Source organism: Klebsiella pasteurii (assembly GCF_018139045.1).
In the GTDB taxonomy this organism is placed as follows: domain Bacteria; phylum Pseudomonadota; class Gammaproteobacteria; order Enterobacterales; family Enterobacteriaceae; genus Klebsiella; species Klebsiella grimontii.
In genome coordinates this window covers 1,815,366-1,831,434 of sequence record NZ_CP073236.1, presented here as the reverse complement: position 1 = coordinate 1,831,434, position 16,069 = coordinate 1,815,366, and the positions used below count along the sequence as shown (strand labels likewise).

The 16,069-nt window shown below is 52.7% G+C and carries 17 protein-coding genes; 11 read left to right on the top strand and 6 right to left on the bottom strand.

The features are described 5' to 3' along the window. Positions 1–71 precede the first annotated feature (71 nt). A complete protein-coding gene (locus KCG39_RS08620) occupies positions 72–311 on the top strand; it encodes a YecH family metal-binding protein (RefSeq protein ID WP_004122091.1) in 240 nt (79 codons plus the stop codon). 36 nt (positions 312–347) lie between these two features. On the opposite strand, the gene ftnA is transcribed toward KCG39_RS08620, so the two are convergent. Beyond that, positions 348–845: a non-heme ferritin gene (gene ftnA / locus KCG39_RS08615; protein ID WP_004122089.1), complete on the bottom strand. Its 498-nt coding sequence runs from the start codon at positions 843–845 to the stop codon at positions 348–350. Positions 846–1,267: 422 nt separating this feature from the next. Here ftnA and KCG39_RS08610 point away from each other — a divergent pair, with 422 nt between their 5' ends. After that, positions 1,268–1,906 carry an RpiB/LacA/LacB family sugar-phosphate isomerase gene (locus KCG39_RS08610; RefSeq protein ID WP_004122087.1) on the top strand — a complete coding sequence of 213 codons (639 nt, stop codon included), beginning with the start codon at positions 1,268–1,270 and terminating at the stop codon, positions 1,904–1,906. A gap of 52 nt (positions 1,907–1,958) precedes the next feature. Here the strand turns inward: KCG39_RS08610 and KCG39_RS08605 are convergent, their stop codons facing one another. Continuing rightward, a complete protein-coding gene (locus tag KCG39_RS08605) occupies positions 1,959–3,380 on the bottom strand; it encodes an MFS transporter (RefSeq protein ID WP_142468194.1) in 1,422 nt (473 codons plus the stop codon). Positions 3,381–3,589: 209 nt separating this feature from the next. On the opposite strand from KCG39_RS08605, the gene azuC reads away from it, so the two are divergent. Next, positions 3,590–3,673 carry a stress response protein AzuC gene (gene azuC / locus KCG39_RS08600; RefSeq protein WP_004136622.1) on the top strand — a complete coding sequence of 28 codons (84 nt, stop codon included), beginning with the start codon at positions 3,590–3,592 and terminating at the stop codon, positions 3,671–3,673. 78 nt (positions 3,674–3,751) lie between these two features. Continuing rightward, positions 3,752–4,003, top strand: coding sequence for a DUF2766 family protein (locus tag KCG39_RS08595; protein ID WP_142468193.1), 252 nt, complete (start codon positions 3,752–3,754; stop codon positions 4,001–4,003). Positions 4,004–4,049: 46 nt separating this feature from the next. On the opposite strand, the gene KCG39_RS08590 is transcribed toward KCG39_RS08595, so the two are convergent. Both KCG39_RS08590 and KCG39_RS08585 read right to left on the bottom strand, forming a co-directional pair. After that, positions 4,050–5,561 carry an MFS transporter gene (locus KCG39_RS08590; RefSeq protein ID WP_177447596.1) on the bottom strand — a complete coding sequence of 504 codons (1,512 nt, stop codon included), beginning with the start codon at positions 5,559–5,561 and terminating at the stop codon, positions 4,050–4,052. A gap of 303 nt (positions 5,562–5,864) precedes the next feature. Continuing rightward, complete coding sequence (locus KCG39_RS08585) at positions 5,865–6,368, bottom strand: non-heme ferritin-like protein (protein WP_004122084.1); 504 nt, start codon at positions 6,366–6,368, stop codon at positions 5,865–5,867. A gap of 537 nt (positions 6,369–6,905) precedes the next feature. Here KCG39_RS08585 and KCG39_RS08580 point away from each other — a divergent pair. From KCG39_RS08580 to otsA, 6 genes are all read left to right on the top strand, one after another. Beyond that, the gene (locus KCG39_RS08580) at positions 6,906–7,478 is read left to right on the top strand and encodes a DJ-1/PfpI family protein (protein WP_004122083.1); all 573 of its coding nucleotides are present in this window, start codon (positions 6,906–6,908) and stop codon (positions 7,476–7,478) included. A 273-nt stretch (positions 7,479–7,751) separates the two neighbouring features. Beyond that, the gene (locus KCG39_RS08575) at positions 7,752–8,732 is read left to right on the top strand and encodes an arabinose ABC transporter substrate-binding protein (RefSeq protein ID WP_004122082.1); all 981 of its coding nucleotides are present in this window, start codon (positions 7,752–7,754) and stop codon (positions 8,730–8,732) included. A 61-nt stretch (positions 8,733–8,793) separates the two neighbouring features. After that, positions 8,794–10,308: an L-arabinose ABC transporter ATP-binding protein AraG gene (gene araG / locus KCG39_RS08570; protein WP_004122081.1), complete on the top strand. Its 1,515-nt coding sequence runs from the start codon at positions 8,794–8,796 to the stop codon at positions 10,306–10,308. 14 nt (positions 10,309–10,322) lie between these two features. Then, complete coding sequence (gene araH, locus KCG39_RS08565; protein WP_004122080.1) at positions 10,323–11,303, top strand: L-arabinose ABC transporter permease AraH; 981 nt, start codon at positions 10,323–10,325, stop codon at positions 11,301–11,303. A gap of 158 nt (positions 11,304–11,461) precedes the next feature. Beyond that, positions 11,462–12,265, top strand: a complete 804-nt coding sequence (otsB, locus tag KCG39_RS08560) for a trehalose-phosphatase (RefSeq protein ID WP_004122079.1) — start codon at positions 11,462–11,464, stop codon at positions 12,263–12,265. After that, entirely contained in the window at positions 12,240–13,664 is a 1,425-nt protein-coding gene (gene otsA / locus KCG39_RS08555) for an alpha,alpha-trehalose-phosphate synthase (RefSeq protein ID WP_004122078.1), read from the top strand. Before otsB ends, otsA begins: the two co-directional genes overlap by 26 nt. Positions 13,665–13,692: 28 nt before the next feature. Here otsA and uspC read toward each other — a convergent pair whose 3' ends face one another. Continuing rightward, a complete protein-coding gene (uspC, locus tag KCG39_RS08550) occupies positions 13,693–14,121 on the bottom strand; it encodes a universal stress protein UspC (RefSeq protein WP_004122077.1) in 429 nt (142 codons plus the stop codon). 129 nt (positions 14,122–14,250) lie between these two features. After that, the gene (locus KCG39_RS08545) at positions 14,251–14,409 is read right to left on the bottom strand and encodes a hypothetical protein (protein WP_157261974.1); all 159 of its coding nucleotides are present in this window, start codon (positions 14,407–14,409) and stop codon (positions 14,251–14,253) included. Between the two features lie 76 nt (positions 14,410–14,485). On the opposite strand from KCG39_RS08545, the gene KCG39_RS08540 reads away from it, so the two are divergent. Next, positions 14,486–16,069, top strand: coding sequence for an MFS transporter (locus KCG39_RS08540; RefSeq protein ID WP_004122076.1), 1,584 nt, complete (start codon positions 14,486–14,488; stop codon positions 16,067–16,069).

The following is a 16,069-nucleotide window of genomic DNA, read 5'->3' as shown; positions in this document are numbered from 1 at the left end:
CGCTAAAGCTGCGCTGGCGCAATAACCTGCCGCTGCGGCTGGTTTACTCTTCGGTGTTTACGGGAGGGGTTATGCCATCAATACATGGTCACGAAGTGCTGCAAATGATGATTTCATCAGGCGAGTCTTATACTGTTGCAACGCTGGAAGCGGCGATTATCGTCCGTTTCGGGAAAGAGGCTCGATTCCATACCTGCTCGGCGGAAAATCTGAGCGCGGCGGAGCTGGTGGCGTTTTTGCAGAAAAAAGGCAAGTTTATTGCCGCTGATGAAGGCTTTAATACGCACGAAAGTAAAATTTGCCGTCATTAATCTGGCAGCGAGCGCTGAGCCTCGCTGCCGTATTTATTAATTTTGCGTATCGAGCGTTGCCAACTCTTTATCAATAAAATACAGGCCTTCGCCGCTTTTGCCGGCGAGGGACAGTTTATCAATAACGGATTTAAACAGTTTTTCTTCTTCGTGCTGTTCAGCAACGTACCACTGCAGGAAATTAAATGTTGGATAATCCTGACTGGTCATCGCCGCATGGGCCAGTTCGTTAATTTTCTGCGTAATCAACTGTTCATGTTCATAGGTCGCGCGAAACAGCTCATCCAGAGAGGTATATTCTGCAACCGGCGAAGCTATAGCGGTGATGCTGGGCAGGCTACCGGTATCGGTCAGGTAGTCGAACAGGCGCTGCATATGGGTCATCTCTTCCTGTGCGTGGCGGCGCAGAAACGCGGCGGCGCCTTCAAAACTGTGGTAGCTGCACCAGGCGCTCATTTGCTGATAAAGCAGAGAAGAATAAAGTTCAAGGTTCATCTGCGCATTCAGCTTATCGATCATTTCAGTTTTTAGCATCAGGCTGCTCCGGGAAAATAGAGTTAAGGATTATTGTGCGCTCACTATAATTTGTTATTAATTTATTTGCAAAAAGTAAATTAATAAAATTATTTATTAATAATGCAAATGGGAATAACACGCATTGGCGATTTAAAAATAATGAGAATGGTTTTAATTTAATATTTCATGTGAAAAAACGGCGAGCCAAATTTAGCGGTAAAAATAGACGCGCCCGGCGGCCGCGGCGGGATTCGTATGACGCGGATAAGTGTGGGGGACGCCTTACCGCCAGGGGATGGAAGTCAAAAGTGTGAGGCGAGATGCAGTTTATAAAACAACTTTTCATAAAATTTGAAAGTATGTTCGTAAGGTAGTATTGTTCTTAGCAACGCTAACGAACTATCGCGGGAGTATCCGCACAGCATTCAGGAGAGTAAAGCATGAAAATCGCACTGATGATGGAAAACAGCCAGGCGAACAAAAACGCCATCATCCTCAATGAATTAAACGCCGTTGCTGACGAGAAAGGTTTCCCGGTTTACAACGTCGGGATGAGCGATGAAAACGACCATCACCTGACCTATATCCATCTGGGTATCATGGCCAGCATCTTGCTGAATTCGAAAGCGGTCGACTTTGTCGTGACCGGCTGCGGCACGGGCCAGGGCGCGCTGATGTCGCTGAATATTCACCCGGGCGTGGTTTGCGGCTACTGCATCGATCCTGCGGATGCCTTCCTGTTTGCGCAGATCAACAACGGTAACGCGCTTTCTCTGCCGTTTGCGAAAGGGTTTGGCTGGGGCGCAGAGCTGAACGTCCGCTTTATCTTTGAAAAAGCCTTCACCGGCCGTAATGGCGAAGGCTATCCGCCGGAGCGTAAAGAGCCTCAGGTGCGTAACGCCGGGATCCTGAACACGGTCAAAGCTGCGGTTGTTAAGGAGAACTACCTGGATACGCTGCGCGCCATCGATCCGGAGCTGGTAAAAACTGCCGTTTCTGGCCCTCGTTTCCAGCAGTGTTTCTTTGAGAACTGCCAGGATAAAGAGATCGAAGCGTTCGTTCGCCAGATCGTCGGTTAATATCCGGTCAGTATGAAATTTGCCAGGCCAGCGCTGCTGGCCTTTTCTTTCGTTATTTCTTTTTGTTCGACACGCTGCTACCCGCCTCTCTGTTCAGATGCAGGCTATCAATCATTCCTACCAGGCAAATCAGCGCAATAAAAATAAACGACAGGCGGAAGCTGATGCCCGGCAGATGAGAAAGCATAAACCAGTCGCTCAACGCTTCCCCAAGACGAATACCAATCGCGCCGAGCGTGATCCCAAGCCCAACGGCCAGCTGTGAAGCGGTGCTGAACAGGGTATTGGCATAGCTCATTTGCGTGGCAGGTACATCGGCAAACGCGAGCGTGCTGATGCCGGTAAACTGGATAGAACGAAAGACCCCGCCGAGATAGAGAATCACAACGATCAGCCAAACCGGCGTTTGCGGGGTTAAAAAGGCGCAGGCCAGCAGCGACAAAACGTTTAATGCGCCGTTAATCAGCAACAGTCGGCGAAAGCCCAACCAGCGGATCAGCGGCGTTGTGAGGGGCTTGATGGTTAAGTTGCCGACAAACACGGCCAGCACCAGCAGCCCCGAGTGGAAAGGGTCCATACCAAATCCGACCTGGAACAGCAGCGGCAGCAGAAACGGCACGGCGCTAATGGAAGCGCGGAACAGGGAACCGCCGTACATGGTGACCCTGAAGGTGGGGATCTGTAGGGCATCAAGGCGCACCATTGGCCACGCGGTTCGACGGAAATGCCGCAGCGAGAAGAGCATGCAGCCAAGGCCTAACGCCAGCAGCGCCAGGTTCTGCCAGCCCAGAGGCTGGCGCTCGCCGAGAAGCTCCATGGCGGCAACCAGGCTAACCATCGCCACCGAGGTGGCAAGAAAGCCCGACAGATCGAAAGGGCGTCGCTCATCTTCGCGAATATTGGGAATGATGCGCAACGACAGGGCGATAGCGATAAGCCCGAGCGGAACGTTAATAAAGAATATCCAGTGCCAGCTGGCGTAGCGGGTAATAAATCCGCCCAGCGGCGGGCCAATAATTGGCGCGACCAGCGCCGGCCAGGTCAGGGTAGCAATCGCCTTAATCAGCTGATGCTTCGGTGTGGTACGCAGCACCGCCAGCCGGCCAACGGGTACCATCAGCGCGCCGCCTACCCCTTGAAGAATGCGCATCGCGACGAACACATCAACATCGGTCGACAGCCCGCAAAACACCGAAGCCAGGGTAAATATCGCCAGCGCCAGAGTAAAGATTTTCCGCGCGCCGAAACGATCGGCGATCCAGCCGCTGGCCGGTATCAGGACCGCAAGGGTAATAAGATAGGCGCTAATCCCGATATTGAGGTCGACCGCTGTCACGCCAAAATCTTTCGCCATGTCGGGCAGGGCGGTGGCAATCACCGTGCCGTCGAGAAACTCCATAAAAAACGCGCCAGCCACCAGCAGCGCAGGTGCTGAAAAAGAACGTTCATCCCTGGAAGAGGTGTTTGTACTCATTATTGTGTCGCTGCCATAGCAAAGAGAGCGCAGACTTGTCCGGAGCGTTCAGTGCTTAACTCTCCGATTTCGCTCAGTGTTGTTTAATAATTAAATTATTTTTGTAAAAAATGGGTGATTTATCGCACGTTCTGATTGATTTTTGTGATGTGAGTCATATTATAGCCGTAAAGACATTAACACCTGCATAACAAAAAATGGAGTCAACCATGAAGCTGCGCAAAATCCTGAAAAGCATGTTTGAAAACTACTGTAAAACCTTCAAAGACGTACCGCCTGGCGGTATGTTCTGATAAAAAACCTGCTGCGGCAGGTTTTTTTATATTTCACGATTTAGGTTACTATTACGCTCCTGAAAAAAGGAGTGAAAAATGTCTCAACATCTTACCGAACACGACGAGCTGGTCTCTGACGTGGTTGCCTGCCAGTTAGTCATCAAACAGATCCTCGATGTCATTGATATTATCGCCCCTGTCGAGGTGCGCGAAAAAATGACCACCCAACTGAAAGCGATCGATTTTGCCGGCCACCCGGCGTCGGCTGACCCGGTGACCCTGCGGGCGGTACAAAAGGCCATCGCGCTGATTGAACTGAAATTCACCCCGCAGGAAGAAGCGCACTAGCTGCGTCAGCCCCGTCATCATTGTGATAGCGGGGCGTTATAACGGTTTAGTGGGATACTGCGGTTTGAATGGCGCCTTCCTGCGTGTCTTTAAACAGCTTGCTGTTGCCCCAGCACTCTTCGTAGCGATGGCCGACTAAATCTTCCACGATAAGGCGAACGTCCGGCGCGATATCGCCAATCTTACCACCTGCCTTAATGCGCGCGACTTCCTGCAATACCACCAGGTGCGCCTTGCGATCGAGTTTCATCTGCTTACTGAACACAATGGCTGCCAGCGCCAGCAGAATCACGCCCGCGCAGAACACCACCGCAATCGCAGTGACCGCGCTTTCAGGCTGCGTATGCGCCTTCGACTGGAATCCGTAGAAGCTGAGGATCGCCCCCATGGAAAAGACGATGATAGAGCGCAAAATTTTACCGGAGAAGGTCATGGCTCCCGCATAGATCCCTTCGCGGCGACGGCCGGTATAGATTTCATCGACATCCGCCAAAAAGGTGTAAACGGTCCAGGGAATATAGTATACGCCGCCGGTGCCCAGGCCGAAGAGTACGGTAATACCAAACATCAGGATGGTGGCCAGATGTGCCGGCAGATGGAAGAACCACAGCGAGGTGTAGAGCAGAACGGCAAAAATAACCACGCTCAGCGCCAGAATATACGGTTTACTGAAACCTTTCTTCACGCAAAGGCCAATAAACAGGGCGGTTGATACCAGCTGCAGGATGGAGTTCAGACTGTTGAGCCCGGCCACCATCGCCGGATCGTGCTGCAGCACGAAGATAACGAAGTAAGTGAAGATCGAGGCAAAAAGCCACTCGGCACCGAAGCCGCAGAGATACATGCCCAGGTGTTTGCGGAATACGCGCAGGTAAAATGTTGAGCGCATATCTTTCGCCAGCATGAGCAGAGTATTGAACAGCCCCTTTTTCTCTCCCTTGCTTATCTCCTCTTCGCGGGGACGCTCCCAGCTGCAGCACCACAGGCAGGAGATGGCCACGATAAGAATAACGCCGTAGGTCAGCCCGGTGAGAAAAAACGGGGTGGCGGATTCTTTACCATACAGGAGGATGAATTGTCCGGGGATAAATGCCGCGAGAAAGTTGGCCAGTTTGCCGAAAATCGCTTTGTAACCGGTCAGTTTCGAACGCAGTGAGAAATCGTCAGTCATTTCGGTCGCCAATGTTTCATAGGGGACCATAATCGATGTATATATGATTTCAAAGACGACGTAGGTGCACAGGTAGTACCAGAAACCGAGGCCTTCTACCCACAGCAGCGGGTAGAACATCATCAGCGGAATGCCAATCAATAAAAAGAAGCGGCGACGACCGAAGCGTTTACCCAGCCGCGTTTTGCCAAAGTTATCGGTGAGATAACCCATAAGCGGGTTACTAATCGCGTCAATAATACTGGCGACGGAAAAGATAAAGGAGGCTTCGATCAGCGTCAGCCCGCAGAAGGTTGTATAAAAGTAGAGCAGCCATGCGCCGCTGATCGCCAGTGCGCCGCTTCCCAGTAAATTCCCGCCGCCGTAGGCTAACTGATGGCGTAACAAAATGGGTCTTCCCTGCAGCCCCTGCGGGGCTGAAGCCGTATATCTTGCCATTAAAATAAACTCCGTGTTTTAAATTTTTGAAACACTGTTTTTATATTATTAACTCGTAGCTTTAAACGTGATCCAGATCACCAATGCCTTGCTAATTCCACCGGCTGAGCGGGAATGAGATCTGGTTAAAACTTTTTAATGCTTTTCAGGAATAAAAAGCGGCGCCGAAGCGCCGAAAAAGATGGTGAGCAGGGGAGGTAGGATAAAGCGAGTGCGGGTGTGAACAGGCGACATATCCCCGGCAGTATGGGGTTAACCTCGCTGGTTGCTGACCAGACCGAGCAGGTGACGATCGGTTTGTTGTTCGCTGGTCCCGACTTTTTGCGCATGGCGTACTTCGTTAAGAATCGTCTCCAGCAGCATGCCATCCTGATTCTGTTGTTCCGCAAGCAGGGTCAGAAAGCGCAGGGTTGGCGCATCGCTTTGTGTCTTCGCCTCCTCAGCCAGGCCGGAGAGTATGCTGCTGCGCTGCTGATAATCTTCGACGGTTTTGCTAAAGAGATCTTCCAGGGACGAACATTCAGTGCTGTAGGTTCCTTCCGCTTTCACAACGGGCCAGGCGCCTGATTTTTTCATAAAATCAAAGACCCGCATCATCTGCGTTATGCTGGCTTGCGCTCGGTTACGGAGAAAAGTGGCGGTACCGTTCAACCGGTGCTGAGTACACCATTCGCTCAAATGTAGATATAAATTTGAGGTATGGAACTCAAGATTCATCTGGTTATTCAGCTTTTGAACCATTCCTGGAACGACCATATAAATATCCTTATTCTCTTTGGAGGGGCTGGCGTCATGTCCTGACGCATCTGTATCAGGGCTGCGTAGAAATTATTGGACACATGAAGATAGCTCTGAATAATAATATTCAGTCTTCCTGCATATGCCTGTCTATTAAATTTCTTATCTCAAGGGATATAGAATAGCGCTATGTCTCAATTGAGAAAACTCTCAATGCCTGATATTTACATTAAGTTACAGCATCGGTAGATATCTTTATATAATGATTTTTTGTCAGGTAAAACGCTAAGGTTTTAGCAGCATATTTAAATTTATCTGGATGATTTTATGTATTTTTATCTCGATCGATAATTAATTAATAGTAGTGCTAATTATGTTAATGAAATTGCATTTTAAAAATAGTGATTAATCGTTCTTTATTGTGGTAGCCTGCGAGTAAGAAAATCAGCGGGGTCGTTTGGTCTCATGTAACAAAGAGCAGATGATGACGTTAATTTAAAAAACGCTGTGTTTGTAAACACATTATTGCTACCAGGCTATCAGAAGGAGACGGAAATGAAAAAAGTTGCGGTGCTGCTGGCGCCGGGTTTTGAGGAAGGCGAAGCGATTGTGGTCATTGATATTCTTCGTCGCTTGCACCTCGATGTTGAACTACTCGCCTGCGCCGAGTCGCGCGCGGTGGTGAGCTACCATAATATCCCCATGGTGGCGGACAGCACGCTAACGGAACGCGCCGGCACGCTATACGACGCGGTGGTTCTGCCTGGCGGTCCGCAGGGAAGCGTGAATCTGGCCGCCAGTCGGGACGTCGTGACGTTTATCTCGGCCCACGATAAAGCGGGAAAGCTGATCTGCCCAATCTGTTCGGCGGCCGCGAGAGTCCTCGGCGGCAACGGTCTGCTGAAGGGGCGTCGCTACGTCTGTTCGGGAGAGTTATGGCAAGACGTCTCCGACGGCGAGTACGTTGACCAGGCGGTGGTGGAAGACGGGAATTTGATCAGTGGTAAAGGGTTAGGGCACGTATTTGATTTTTCGTTCACCGTCGCCGCCCGTTTATTGGGGGACGAGGCGCCTGTTCGCCTTCATGCGGAGCACATTTATTGCCAATGGCGATCTCTCCAGGGATAACTCTGCTGATGATATAGAGAATATTGCTACGGCCTGCGCTAATTGTCTGACAATTAGCGCTTTTTTTATGTCTTTTTTCGCTGTTTATATGTACGCAATTACTGTAATTCCGCGATGTGATTGGGCTCTCGTATGGAGAAATAATTTCCGGTTAATACTATTTAAACAACGGCACTCATGGTTGACATTTTCCTAATGCCTTGTTTTTCGTCCGATAAAAATTTTAAGTCATATTTTTCCCTACATAAAAGCGAATTAAAGCTGGAGTTTACCATGCACAAATTTACTAAAGCGCTGGCGGCGATTGGTCTTGCCGCAGTTATGTCACAATCAGCTATGGCTGAGACGCTTAAGCTGGGTTTTCTGGTGAAACAGCCTGAAGAGCCATGGTTTCAAACAGAGTGGAAATTTGCCGATAAGGCCGGTAAAGATTTAGGTTTCGATGTGATTAAAATCGCGGTTCCCGACGGCGAAAAAACCCTTAACGCGATTGATAGCCTGGCAGCCAGCGGAGCCAAGGGCTTCGTCATTTGCACCCCGGACCCGAAACTCGGGGCGGCTATTGTCGCCAAAGCACGCGGCTATGATATGAAAGTAATTACCGTCGATGACCAGTTCGTCAACGCCAAAGGCAAACCGATGGACAGCGTACCGCTGGTAATGATGGCGGCCAGCGAAATCGGCGCGCGTCAGGGGCAGGAGCTCTATAAAGAGATGCAAAAACGCGGATGGGATGTAAAAGACACCGCGGTTATGGCTATCACTGCCGATGAGTTGGATACCGCCCGCCGCCGTACCAGCGGATCTATTGATGCGCTGAAAGCCGCCGGTTTCCCGGAGCAACAAATCTATCGCGTACCAACCAAATCTAACGACATCCCCGGCGCCTTTGACGCCGGTAACTCCATGCTGGTTCAACATCCTAATGTTAAGCACTGGCTTATCGTCGGCATGAACGACAATACCGTGCTGGGCGGCGTGCGCGCGACCGAAGGCCAGGGCTTTAAAGCCCCTGACGTTATCGGTATCGGTATTAACGGCGTTGATGCGGTGAACGAGCTTTCTAAAGCACAGGCCACCGGTTTCTACGGCTCTCTGCTACCAAGCCCGGATATTCACGGCTATAAAACCAGCGAGATGCTTTACAACTGGGTAACGAAAGACGTTGAACCGCCGAAATTCACCGCGGTAACCGACGTGGTGCTGATTACCCGCGACAACTTTAAAGAAGAGCTGGCGAAAAAAGGGCTGTAAGGCCGGTTGACCGGGCCTCTCGCAGTGCGCGAGGGGCTCCGTACAGAAAAGCGGAGTCGTTATGCAACAGTCTACCCCTTATCTCTCATTTCACGGCATTACCATGACCTTCCCGGGCGTTAAAGCGCTGTCCGACATTAGCTTTGGCTGCTATGCCGGACAGGTTCACGCCCTGATGGGAGAAAACGGCGCCGGGAAATCCACGCTGCTGAAAATTCTCAGCGGCAACTATATACCGACGGCCGGCAGCCTGCAGATCCGCGGTCAGCAGATGACGTTCAATCACACCACCGAGGCGCTGAACGCCGGGGTGGCGATTATCTATCAGGAGCTGCATCTGATTCCGGAAATGACCGTGGCGGAAAATATCTACCTCGGCCAGTTGCCGCATAAAGGCGGGATTGTGAATCGGTCGCTGCTGAATTATGAAGCAGGCCTGCAGCTTAAACATCTGGGGCTCGATATCGACCCGGAAACGCCGCTCAAATATCTCTCTATTGGCCAGTGGCAAATGGTGGAGATCGCCAAAGCGCTGGCGCGTAACGCCAAAATTATCGCCTTTGATGAGCCGACCAGCTCCCTTTCGGCGCGAGAAATTGAAAACCTGTTTCGGGTGATCCGCGAGCTGCGCCAGGAAGGACGGGTCATTATTTACGTTTCCCACCGCATGGAGGAGATCTTTGCGTTAAGCGACGCCATTACGGTATTCAAAGATGGCCGCTACGTACGCACCTTTGACAATATGCAGGAGGTTAACCACGACGCGCTGGTCCAGGCGATGGTGGGGCGCGAACTGGGCGATATCTACGGCTGGCAGCCGCGTGAATATGGCAAAGAGCGTTTGCGTCTTGAGCAGGTGAAGGCGCCCGGCGTGCGCCAGCCCGTCAGTCTGTCGGTGCGGAGCGGAGAAATCGTCGGTCTGTTTGGGCTGGTCGGCGCCGGACGCAGCGAGCTGATGAAAGGCTTATTCGGCGGTAACAGAATAACCGGCGGTCAGGTTTATATCGACGGCGAGGCCATTGATATTCGTAAGCCGGCCCAGGCGATTCAGGCCGGGATGATGCTCTGCCCGGAAGACCGTAAAGCGGAGGGCATTATTCCGGTCCATTCGGTGCGCGACAACATCAATATCAGCGCTCGCCGCAAGCATATTCTCGCCGGCTGCGTTATCAACAACGCCTGGGAAGCGCAGAACGCCGACCAGCACATTAAATCGCTGAATATCAAAACGCCCGGCGCAGAACAGCTGATTATGAACCTCTCCGGCGGCAATCAGCAGAAGGCGATCCTTGGCCGCTGGCTGTCGGAAGAGATGAAAGTCATCCTGCTTGATGAGCCAACGCGCGGTATTGACGTAGGCGCTAAGCATGAAATCTACAACGTTATCTATGCATTAGCGGCATCTGGCGTCGCGGTGGTTTTTGCCTCCAGCGATTTACCGGAAGTTCTCGGCGTTGCCGATCGCATCGTGGTTATGCGCGAGGGTGAGATTGCCGGAGAACTGCTGCATGAACATGCGAATGAACAGCAGGCATTGAGCCTTGCGATGCCAAAAGTGAGCCAGGCGGTCGCCTGAGTAAGGAGTCTATGATGTCATCAGTTACTACTTCAGGTACTACCCGGTCAGCTTTTAGCTTCTCCCGCGTCTGGGATCAGTTCGGCATGCTGGTTGTTTTTGCGGTGCTGTTTATTGGCTGCGTGATTTTTGTGCCTAATTTTGCCTCATTTATCAATATGAAAGGCCTGGGGCTGGCTATTTCTATGTCCGGAATGGTGGCCTGCGGGATGCTGTTTTGCCTGGCATCCGGCGATTTTGACCTGTCGGTGGCCTCGGTTATCGCCTGCGCCGGGGTGACCACGGCGGTGGTGATTAACATGACAGAGAGCATGTGGATTGGCATCGGCGCCGGTCTACTGCTCGGGGCGCTAAGCGGTCTGGTAAACGGTTTTGTGATTGCACGCCTGAAGATTAACGCCCTGATCACCACCCTGGCGACCATGCAGATCGTTCGCGGTCTGGCTTATATTATCTCTGACGGTAAGGCGGTAGGGATTGAAGACGAGCGCTTCTTTACCCTCGGATATGCCAACTGGTTTGGTCTGCCTGCGCCTATCTGGCTGACCGTAGCCTGCCTGATTGTCTTCGGCCTGTTGCTTAATAAAACCACCTTTGGCCGGAATACCCTGGCGATTGGCGGCAACGAAGAAGCTGCGCGTCTGGCGGGCGTGCCGGTGGTGCGGACCAAGATCATTATTTTCGTCCTTTCCGGCCTGGTTTCTGCCGCGGCAGGCATTATCCTTGCTTCCCGTATGACCAGCGGTCAGCCGATGACCTCGATTGGCTATGAGCTGATTGTTATCTCGGCCTGCGTGCTGGGGGGCGTATCGCTGAAGGGCGGGATCGGTAAGATCTCCTACGTGGTGGCCGGGATCCTGATCCTGGGGACGGTGGAGAACGCGATGAACCTGCTGAACATTTCGCCGTTCTCGCAGTACGTCGTTCGCGGCGTGATTTTGCTGGCGGCGGTTATCTTTGACCGCTACAAACAGAAAGCGAAGCGCGTCGTTTAATCCGGCCAACTTTTCAGTTTAATCCTAATCCATTGCCAGCGCTCGTTCCGCTGGCAATGACTATCAAAAATGGCGAGGCTGGTCACACTGTCTATACTTACATGGCTACAATAAATTAACACCCAGCATGTTGCTGGCCATGATAAGGAGGAAACAGGGTGGCTGACCAGATTTATGTACCGCCTGCGTTAACCGGAAACTACGCTTTTTTCTTTGACCTCGACGGTACCCTTGCCGGTATCAAACCCCATCCCGATCAGGTGGTTATTCCTGCCGATGTTCTGCAGACGCTGCGCCAGCTCGTGCAGCAGCACAGCGGCGCGGTGGCATTGATTTCAGGGCGCTCAATGGTTGAGCTGGATGAGCTTACCCGTCCTTACCGGCTGCCGCTTGCCGGTGTACACGGGGCTGAACGCCGTGACATCAATGGTAAAACGCATATTGTCTCTTTACCTGATTCCCTCCTGAAGGCGCTGTCGGCGGAGCTGACCGCGGCGCTGGATGCGTTGCCGGGATGCGAACTGGAAAGTAAGGGGATGGCTTTTGCGCTGCACTACCGTCAGGCGCCGGAGCATCAGCACGCGGTGCTGGCGCTGGCGCAAGCTGTCGTGCAGCGCCATCCCATTCTGGCTTTACAGCCGGGTAAATGCGTGGTGGAGATCAAACCGCGCGGAGTGAATAAGGGTGAAGCGATAGCCGCTTTTATGCAGGAAGCTCCATTCAGAGGGCGCAAACCGGTATTTGTCGGTGATGATTTAACCGATGAAGCGGGTTTTAGCGTTGTCAATCAACTGAGTGGCGTATCGGTCAAAGTGGGCGGCGGCGAGACCCAGGCGCACTGGCGCCTGCCGGATGTCGCCGCTGTTCATCTTTGGATTAGTAACATCGCGAATCATGGGCAACAACCAGATGCGCTAACCGACAGGAGAGATGGCTATGAGTCGCTTAGTCGTAGTATCTAATCGTATTGCCCCGCCGGACGATAAAAAGGCCAGCGCCGGTGGCCTTGCCGTGGGGATTATGGGGGCATTAAAAGCAGCCGGAGGATTGTGGTTCGGCTGGAGTGGTGAAATCGGTGATGACCAGCAGCCGCTAAAGAAAGTGACTCAGGGAAATATAACCTGGGCCTCTTTCAACCTTAGCGAGCAGGATCACGACGAATATTACAACCGCTTTTCCAACGCCGTGCTGTGGCCCGCATTCCATTATCGTCTTGACCTGGTCGATTTTCAGCGTGAAGCCTGGGAGGGCTATCAGCGGGTCAACGCGAAGCTGGCCGATAGGCTACTGCCGCTGATCGAACCTGACGATATTGTCTGGATCCACGATTACCACCTGCTGCCGTTGGCCAGCGAACTGCGCCAGCGCGGCGTCAATAACCGCATCGGCTTCTTTTTACATATTCCTTTCCCGACGCCGGAAGTCTTTAACGCGCTGCCGCCGCATGCGGAGCTGCTTGAACAGCTTTGCGATTACGATTTACTGGGCTTCCAGACCGAGAGCGACCGATTGGCGTTTCTTGACTGCGTATCGATGCAGACCCGCCTGACGACGCGCGGCGGAAAAAAACATGTGGCCTGGGGCAAACCTTTCCAGACCGAAGTCTACCCAATCGGTATCGATCCGGAAGAGATAGCGCGCAGCGCAAAAGGGCCGCTGCCGCCCAAGCTGGCGCAGCTGAAAAGCGAACTGAAAAGCGTGCAGAATATCTTTTCCGTCGAGCGACTGGATTATTCGAAGGGGCTGCCGGAGCGTTTTCTCGCCTACGAGGCGCTGCTTGAAAACTATCCCCATCATCACGGTAAGATTCGTTATACCCAGATTGCGCCGACGTCGCGCGGCGATGTTCAGGCCTATCAGGATATTCGTCACCAGCTCGAAACCGCAGCCGGACGCATTAACGGCCGGTATGGTCAGCTGGGCTGGACCCCGCTCTACTACCTGAACCAGCACTTTGAACGCAAGCTGCTGATGAAAATCTTCCGCTACTCGGACGTCGGGCTGGTTACGCCGCTGCGCGATGGGATGAATCTGGTGGCGAAAGAGTATGTTGCCGCGCAGGACCCGCAAAATCCGGGCGTGCTGGTGCTGTCGCAGTTTGCCGGCGCGGCGAACGAGCTCCCGACTGCCTTAATCGTCAATCCTTACGATCGCGACGAGGTCGCCGCAGCGCTGGACCAGGCGCTAACGATGCCGCTGGCCGAGCGTATAGCCCGTCATTCGGCCATGCTGGCGGTGATTAAGGATAACGATATCCATCGCTGGCAGGAGCGGTTTATTGCCGATCTAAAGGAGATTGAGCCGGGCAGTGAGGAGAGCCACTTAGCGCGTAAGGTCGCGACCTTCCCCAAACTCGCCTGATGCAATGATGGTTAGCGCTTCCACGGCGCTAACCTTTTTCCAGACACACCAGCAGCACGTCAACGCCGCTGCTGCCAACGATATCTTTCGCCGAACAGGTCGCGCGAGAAAACAGGCTCTGGTTGTGGTTACCGCAAATCACCAGGTCAACGCGATGCTGCCGACAAAAATCCTTCACGTGATGAGCAATCCCGCCGCTGGCGATGGTCATTTTTTCGATAGGGTAGTCGGCGTGGCGGGCGAGCTCGGCCAGAAAGCCGCGCGTCTCTTCCTGCATGACTTCGCGTAAATTTTCCATCATCGGCGCCGCAAACTGATTGTACAACTCCGGATCGGTTGCCAGCGTGATCAGGCTGACTTTCGCATTAACCGGACGGGCGATAGAGACGGCTTTCTGAATGAGAACCCGGCTTTCCGGGGTTGGCGCCACGGCGACCAGTAGATGTGAGTAGGGCATCAAGCCTCCTTGAGATACGCGAAATAACCCTTTTCTATTGTCTTTACTCCGATTCCTTAGCTTTCGCAAGGTTTATCCGCGGCGAAAAATAACGCGCAGGTTTTGCCCGTTGCAGGGCCTTTTTGATTGTCACTTCGCAACTTTTGGTCCGATCTTTTGTATTAAAAGAAACGCTGTTTTATAAATCAGTGAGGCGCGTTCATCGACTCTTTGTGTTTTTGCCAGTGAACGCTTTTGGCTGGCAAAAATGAAAAGGTAACGCCGTTCCCATGTTCTTAATGTAGCCATGTATCAACCCTCTTTTGGCTGAATGGGCCAAAAAGCGGTTCGGAGTTCTCTAAAAAAAGACACAGGATTTACGGCGATGAAAACACGTAAAATCGGTTTGGTTAACTACCTTGCCTATGGATCGGGCGATTTCCTTGGTGCGGGAACGACCGCACTCACAGCAGCATGGCTGCTCTATTTCTACACCACTTTTTGCGGTCTTACCCCTATCGAAGCGACGCTTATTTTTGCCACCGCCAGGGTTCTGGATGCGGTAATCAGTCCGCTGATGGGCTTCCTGACGGATAACTTTGGCTCGACCTGGCTGGGGAAACGTTTTGGCAGACGCAAGTTCTTCATCCTGCTCGGTATCCCCTGCGTATTTAGCTACTCCATCATGTGGGTAGGGGATATGGGGTTTTGGTACTACCTGCTGACCTATCTGCTGTTTGATATTGTCTACACCATGATTCTGGTGCCGTATGAAACGCTGGTGCCGGAAATGACCGATGATTTTAAACAGAAAACAAAATTCTCCGGCGCGCGTATTTCAATGGCGCAGATGTCGGCGATTCTGGCTTCGTTCCTGCCGGGCGTGCTGCTGACTATCTTCGGTAAGGATAACGCGGTTTCTTTCTTTTACGCGAGCCTGGTGTTCTCGGTGCTGTGCGCGATGATGCTGACCTTCGTCTGGTTCTTTACCTGGGAACGCCCGCGTGAAGAGTGGACGGAGGCCGCGCTGCGCGCCGAAGAAGAGAAACAGAATCTGAGCCTGTCTCAGAGTCTTAACCGCCTGTTTATTGAGTTAAGTTCGACCCTGCGGATTAAAATTTTCCGTCAGCATCTGGGTATGTATCTGGGCGGCTATATCGCCCAGGACGTGTTCAATGCGGTCTTTACCTACTACGTGGTATTTGTTCTGATGCAGGAAGCGTCGATGGCCTCCAACCTGCTCGGTACCATGGCAATCTTCCAGTTTATCGCGGTTATCGCCATGATCCCGCTGTGCATTCGCTTCGGGCCGGCGCCATCGTACCGCATGGTGGTGGTGCTGTTCGGCCTGAGTTCGCTCTCCTACGCGGTGTTGTACTACGCTGGCCTCAGCGATGTCTATTCGCTGCTGCTGCTGATATCCGCGGTGGCGGGCCTGGGGCGCGGCGGCATCAACTATGTTCCGTGGAACACCTACACCTATATTGCCGACGTGGACGAAGTGATCACCGGCCAGCGCCGCGAAGGCATCTTCGCCGGGATTATGACCCTGACGCGTAAGGCATCCCAGGCCGGCGCGGTGATGCTGGTGGGGATCATCATGCAGATGTCGGGCTTTGTCTCCGGGCAGAAAACGCAGCCCTATGAAGTGAGCCATACCATTCTGCTGATCCTCAGCGTCGGTACCTTACTGGTGCTGGCCTGCGGTTTCCTCGTGTCCCTGCGCTTTAAGCTCAATCTGCAAACCCACAGCGTCCTGCGTGCGGAAACGCTGAAAATGCGTGAATCAGGCCGCGCTCAGCCGGAACTGGCCAGCGCCGAGGATCGTGAAGTGGTGGAGATGCTGGCCGGGATGCCGTACGACGCCCTGTGGGGAAACAACAATATTGGTTATCTGAATCGGAATAAACCCGCCGCGCCAGCGCTGAAGCAGCGTTCAGCCATGAATTCGACATATAACAGAGGTTAA

What these genes read in the sequence shown, in the direction of transcription:
- otsA (WP_004122078.1), top strand. Translation starts at nt 12,240, where the DNA reads ATGAGTCGCTTAGTCGTAGTATCTAATCGTATTGCCCCGCCGGACGAT.
- KCG39_RS08580 (WP_004122083.1), top strand. Translation starts at nt 6,906, where the DNA reads ATGAAAAAAGTTGCGGTGCTGCTGGCGCCGGGTTTTGAGGAAGGCGAA.
- KCG39_RS08585 (WP_004122084.1), bottom strand. Translation starts at nt 6,368, where the DNA reads ATGGTCGTTCCAGGAATGGTTCAAAAGCTGAATAACCAGATGAATCTT.
- ftnA (WP_004122089.1), bottom strand. Translation starts at nt 845, where the DNA reads ATGCTAAAAACTGAAATGATCGATAAGCTGAATGCGCAGATGAACCTT.
- KCG39_RS08575 (WP_004122082.1), top strand. Translation starts at nt 7,752, where the DNA reads ATGCACAAATTTACTAAAGCGCTGGCGGCGATTGGTCTTGCCGCAGTT.
- KCG39_RS08605 (WP_142468194.1), bottom strand. Translation starts at nt 3,380, where the DNA reads ATGAGTACAAACACCTCTTCCAGGGATGAACGTTCTTTTTCAGCACCT.
- uspC (WP_004122077.1), bottom strand. Translation starts at nt 14,121, where the DNA reads ATGCCCTACTCACATCTACTGGTCGCCGTGGCGCCAACCCCGGAAAGC.
- KCG39_RS08540 (WP_004122076.1), top strand. Translation starts at nt 14,486, where the DNA reads ATGAAAACACGTAAAATCGGTTTGGTTAACTACCTTGCCTATGGATCG.
- KCG39_RS08595 (WP_142468193.1), top strand. Translation starts at nt 3,752, where the DNA reads ATGTCTCAACATCTTACCGAACACGACGAGCTGGTCTCTGACGTGGTT.
- azuC (WP_004136622.1), top strand. Translation starts at nt 3,590, where the DNA reads ATGAAGCTGCGCAAAATCCTGAAAAGCATGTTTGAAAACTACTGTAAA.
- KCG39_RS08545 (WP_157261974.1), bottom strand. Translation starts at nt 14,409, where the DNA reads ATGGCTACATTAAGAACATGGGAACGGCGTTACCTTTTCATTTTTGCC.
- araH (WP_004122080.1), top strand. Translation starts at nt 10,323, where the DNA reads ATGTCATCAGTTACTACTTCAGGTACTACCCGGTCAGCTTTTAGCTTC.
- araG (WP_004122081.1), top strand. Translation starts at nt 8,794, where the DNA reads ATGCAACAGTCTACCCCTTATCTCTCATTTCACGGCATTACCATGACC.
- KCG39_RS08620 (WP_004122091.1), top strand. Translation starts at nt 72, where the DNA reads ATGCCATCAATACATGGTCACGAAGTGCTGCAAATGATGATTTCATCA.
- KCG39_RS08610 (WP_004122087.1), top strand. Translation starts at nt 1,268, where the DNA reads ATGAAAATCGCACTGATGATGGAAAACAGCCAGGCGAACAAAAACGCC.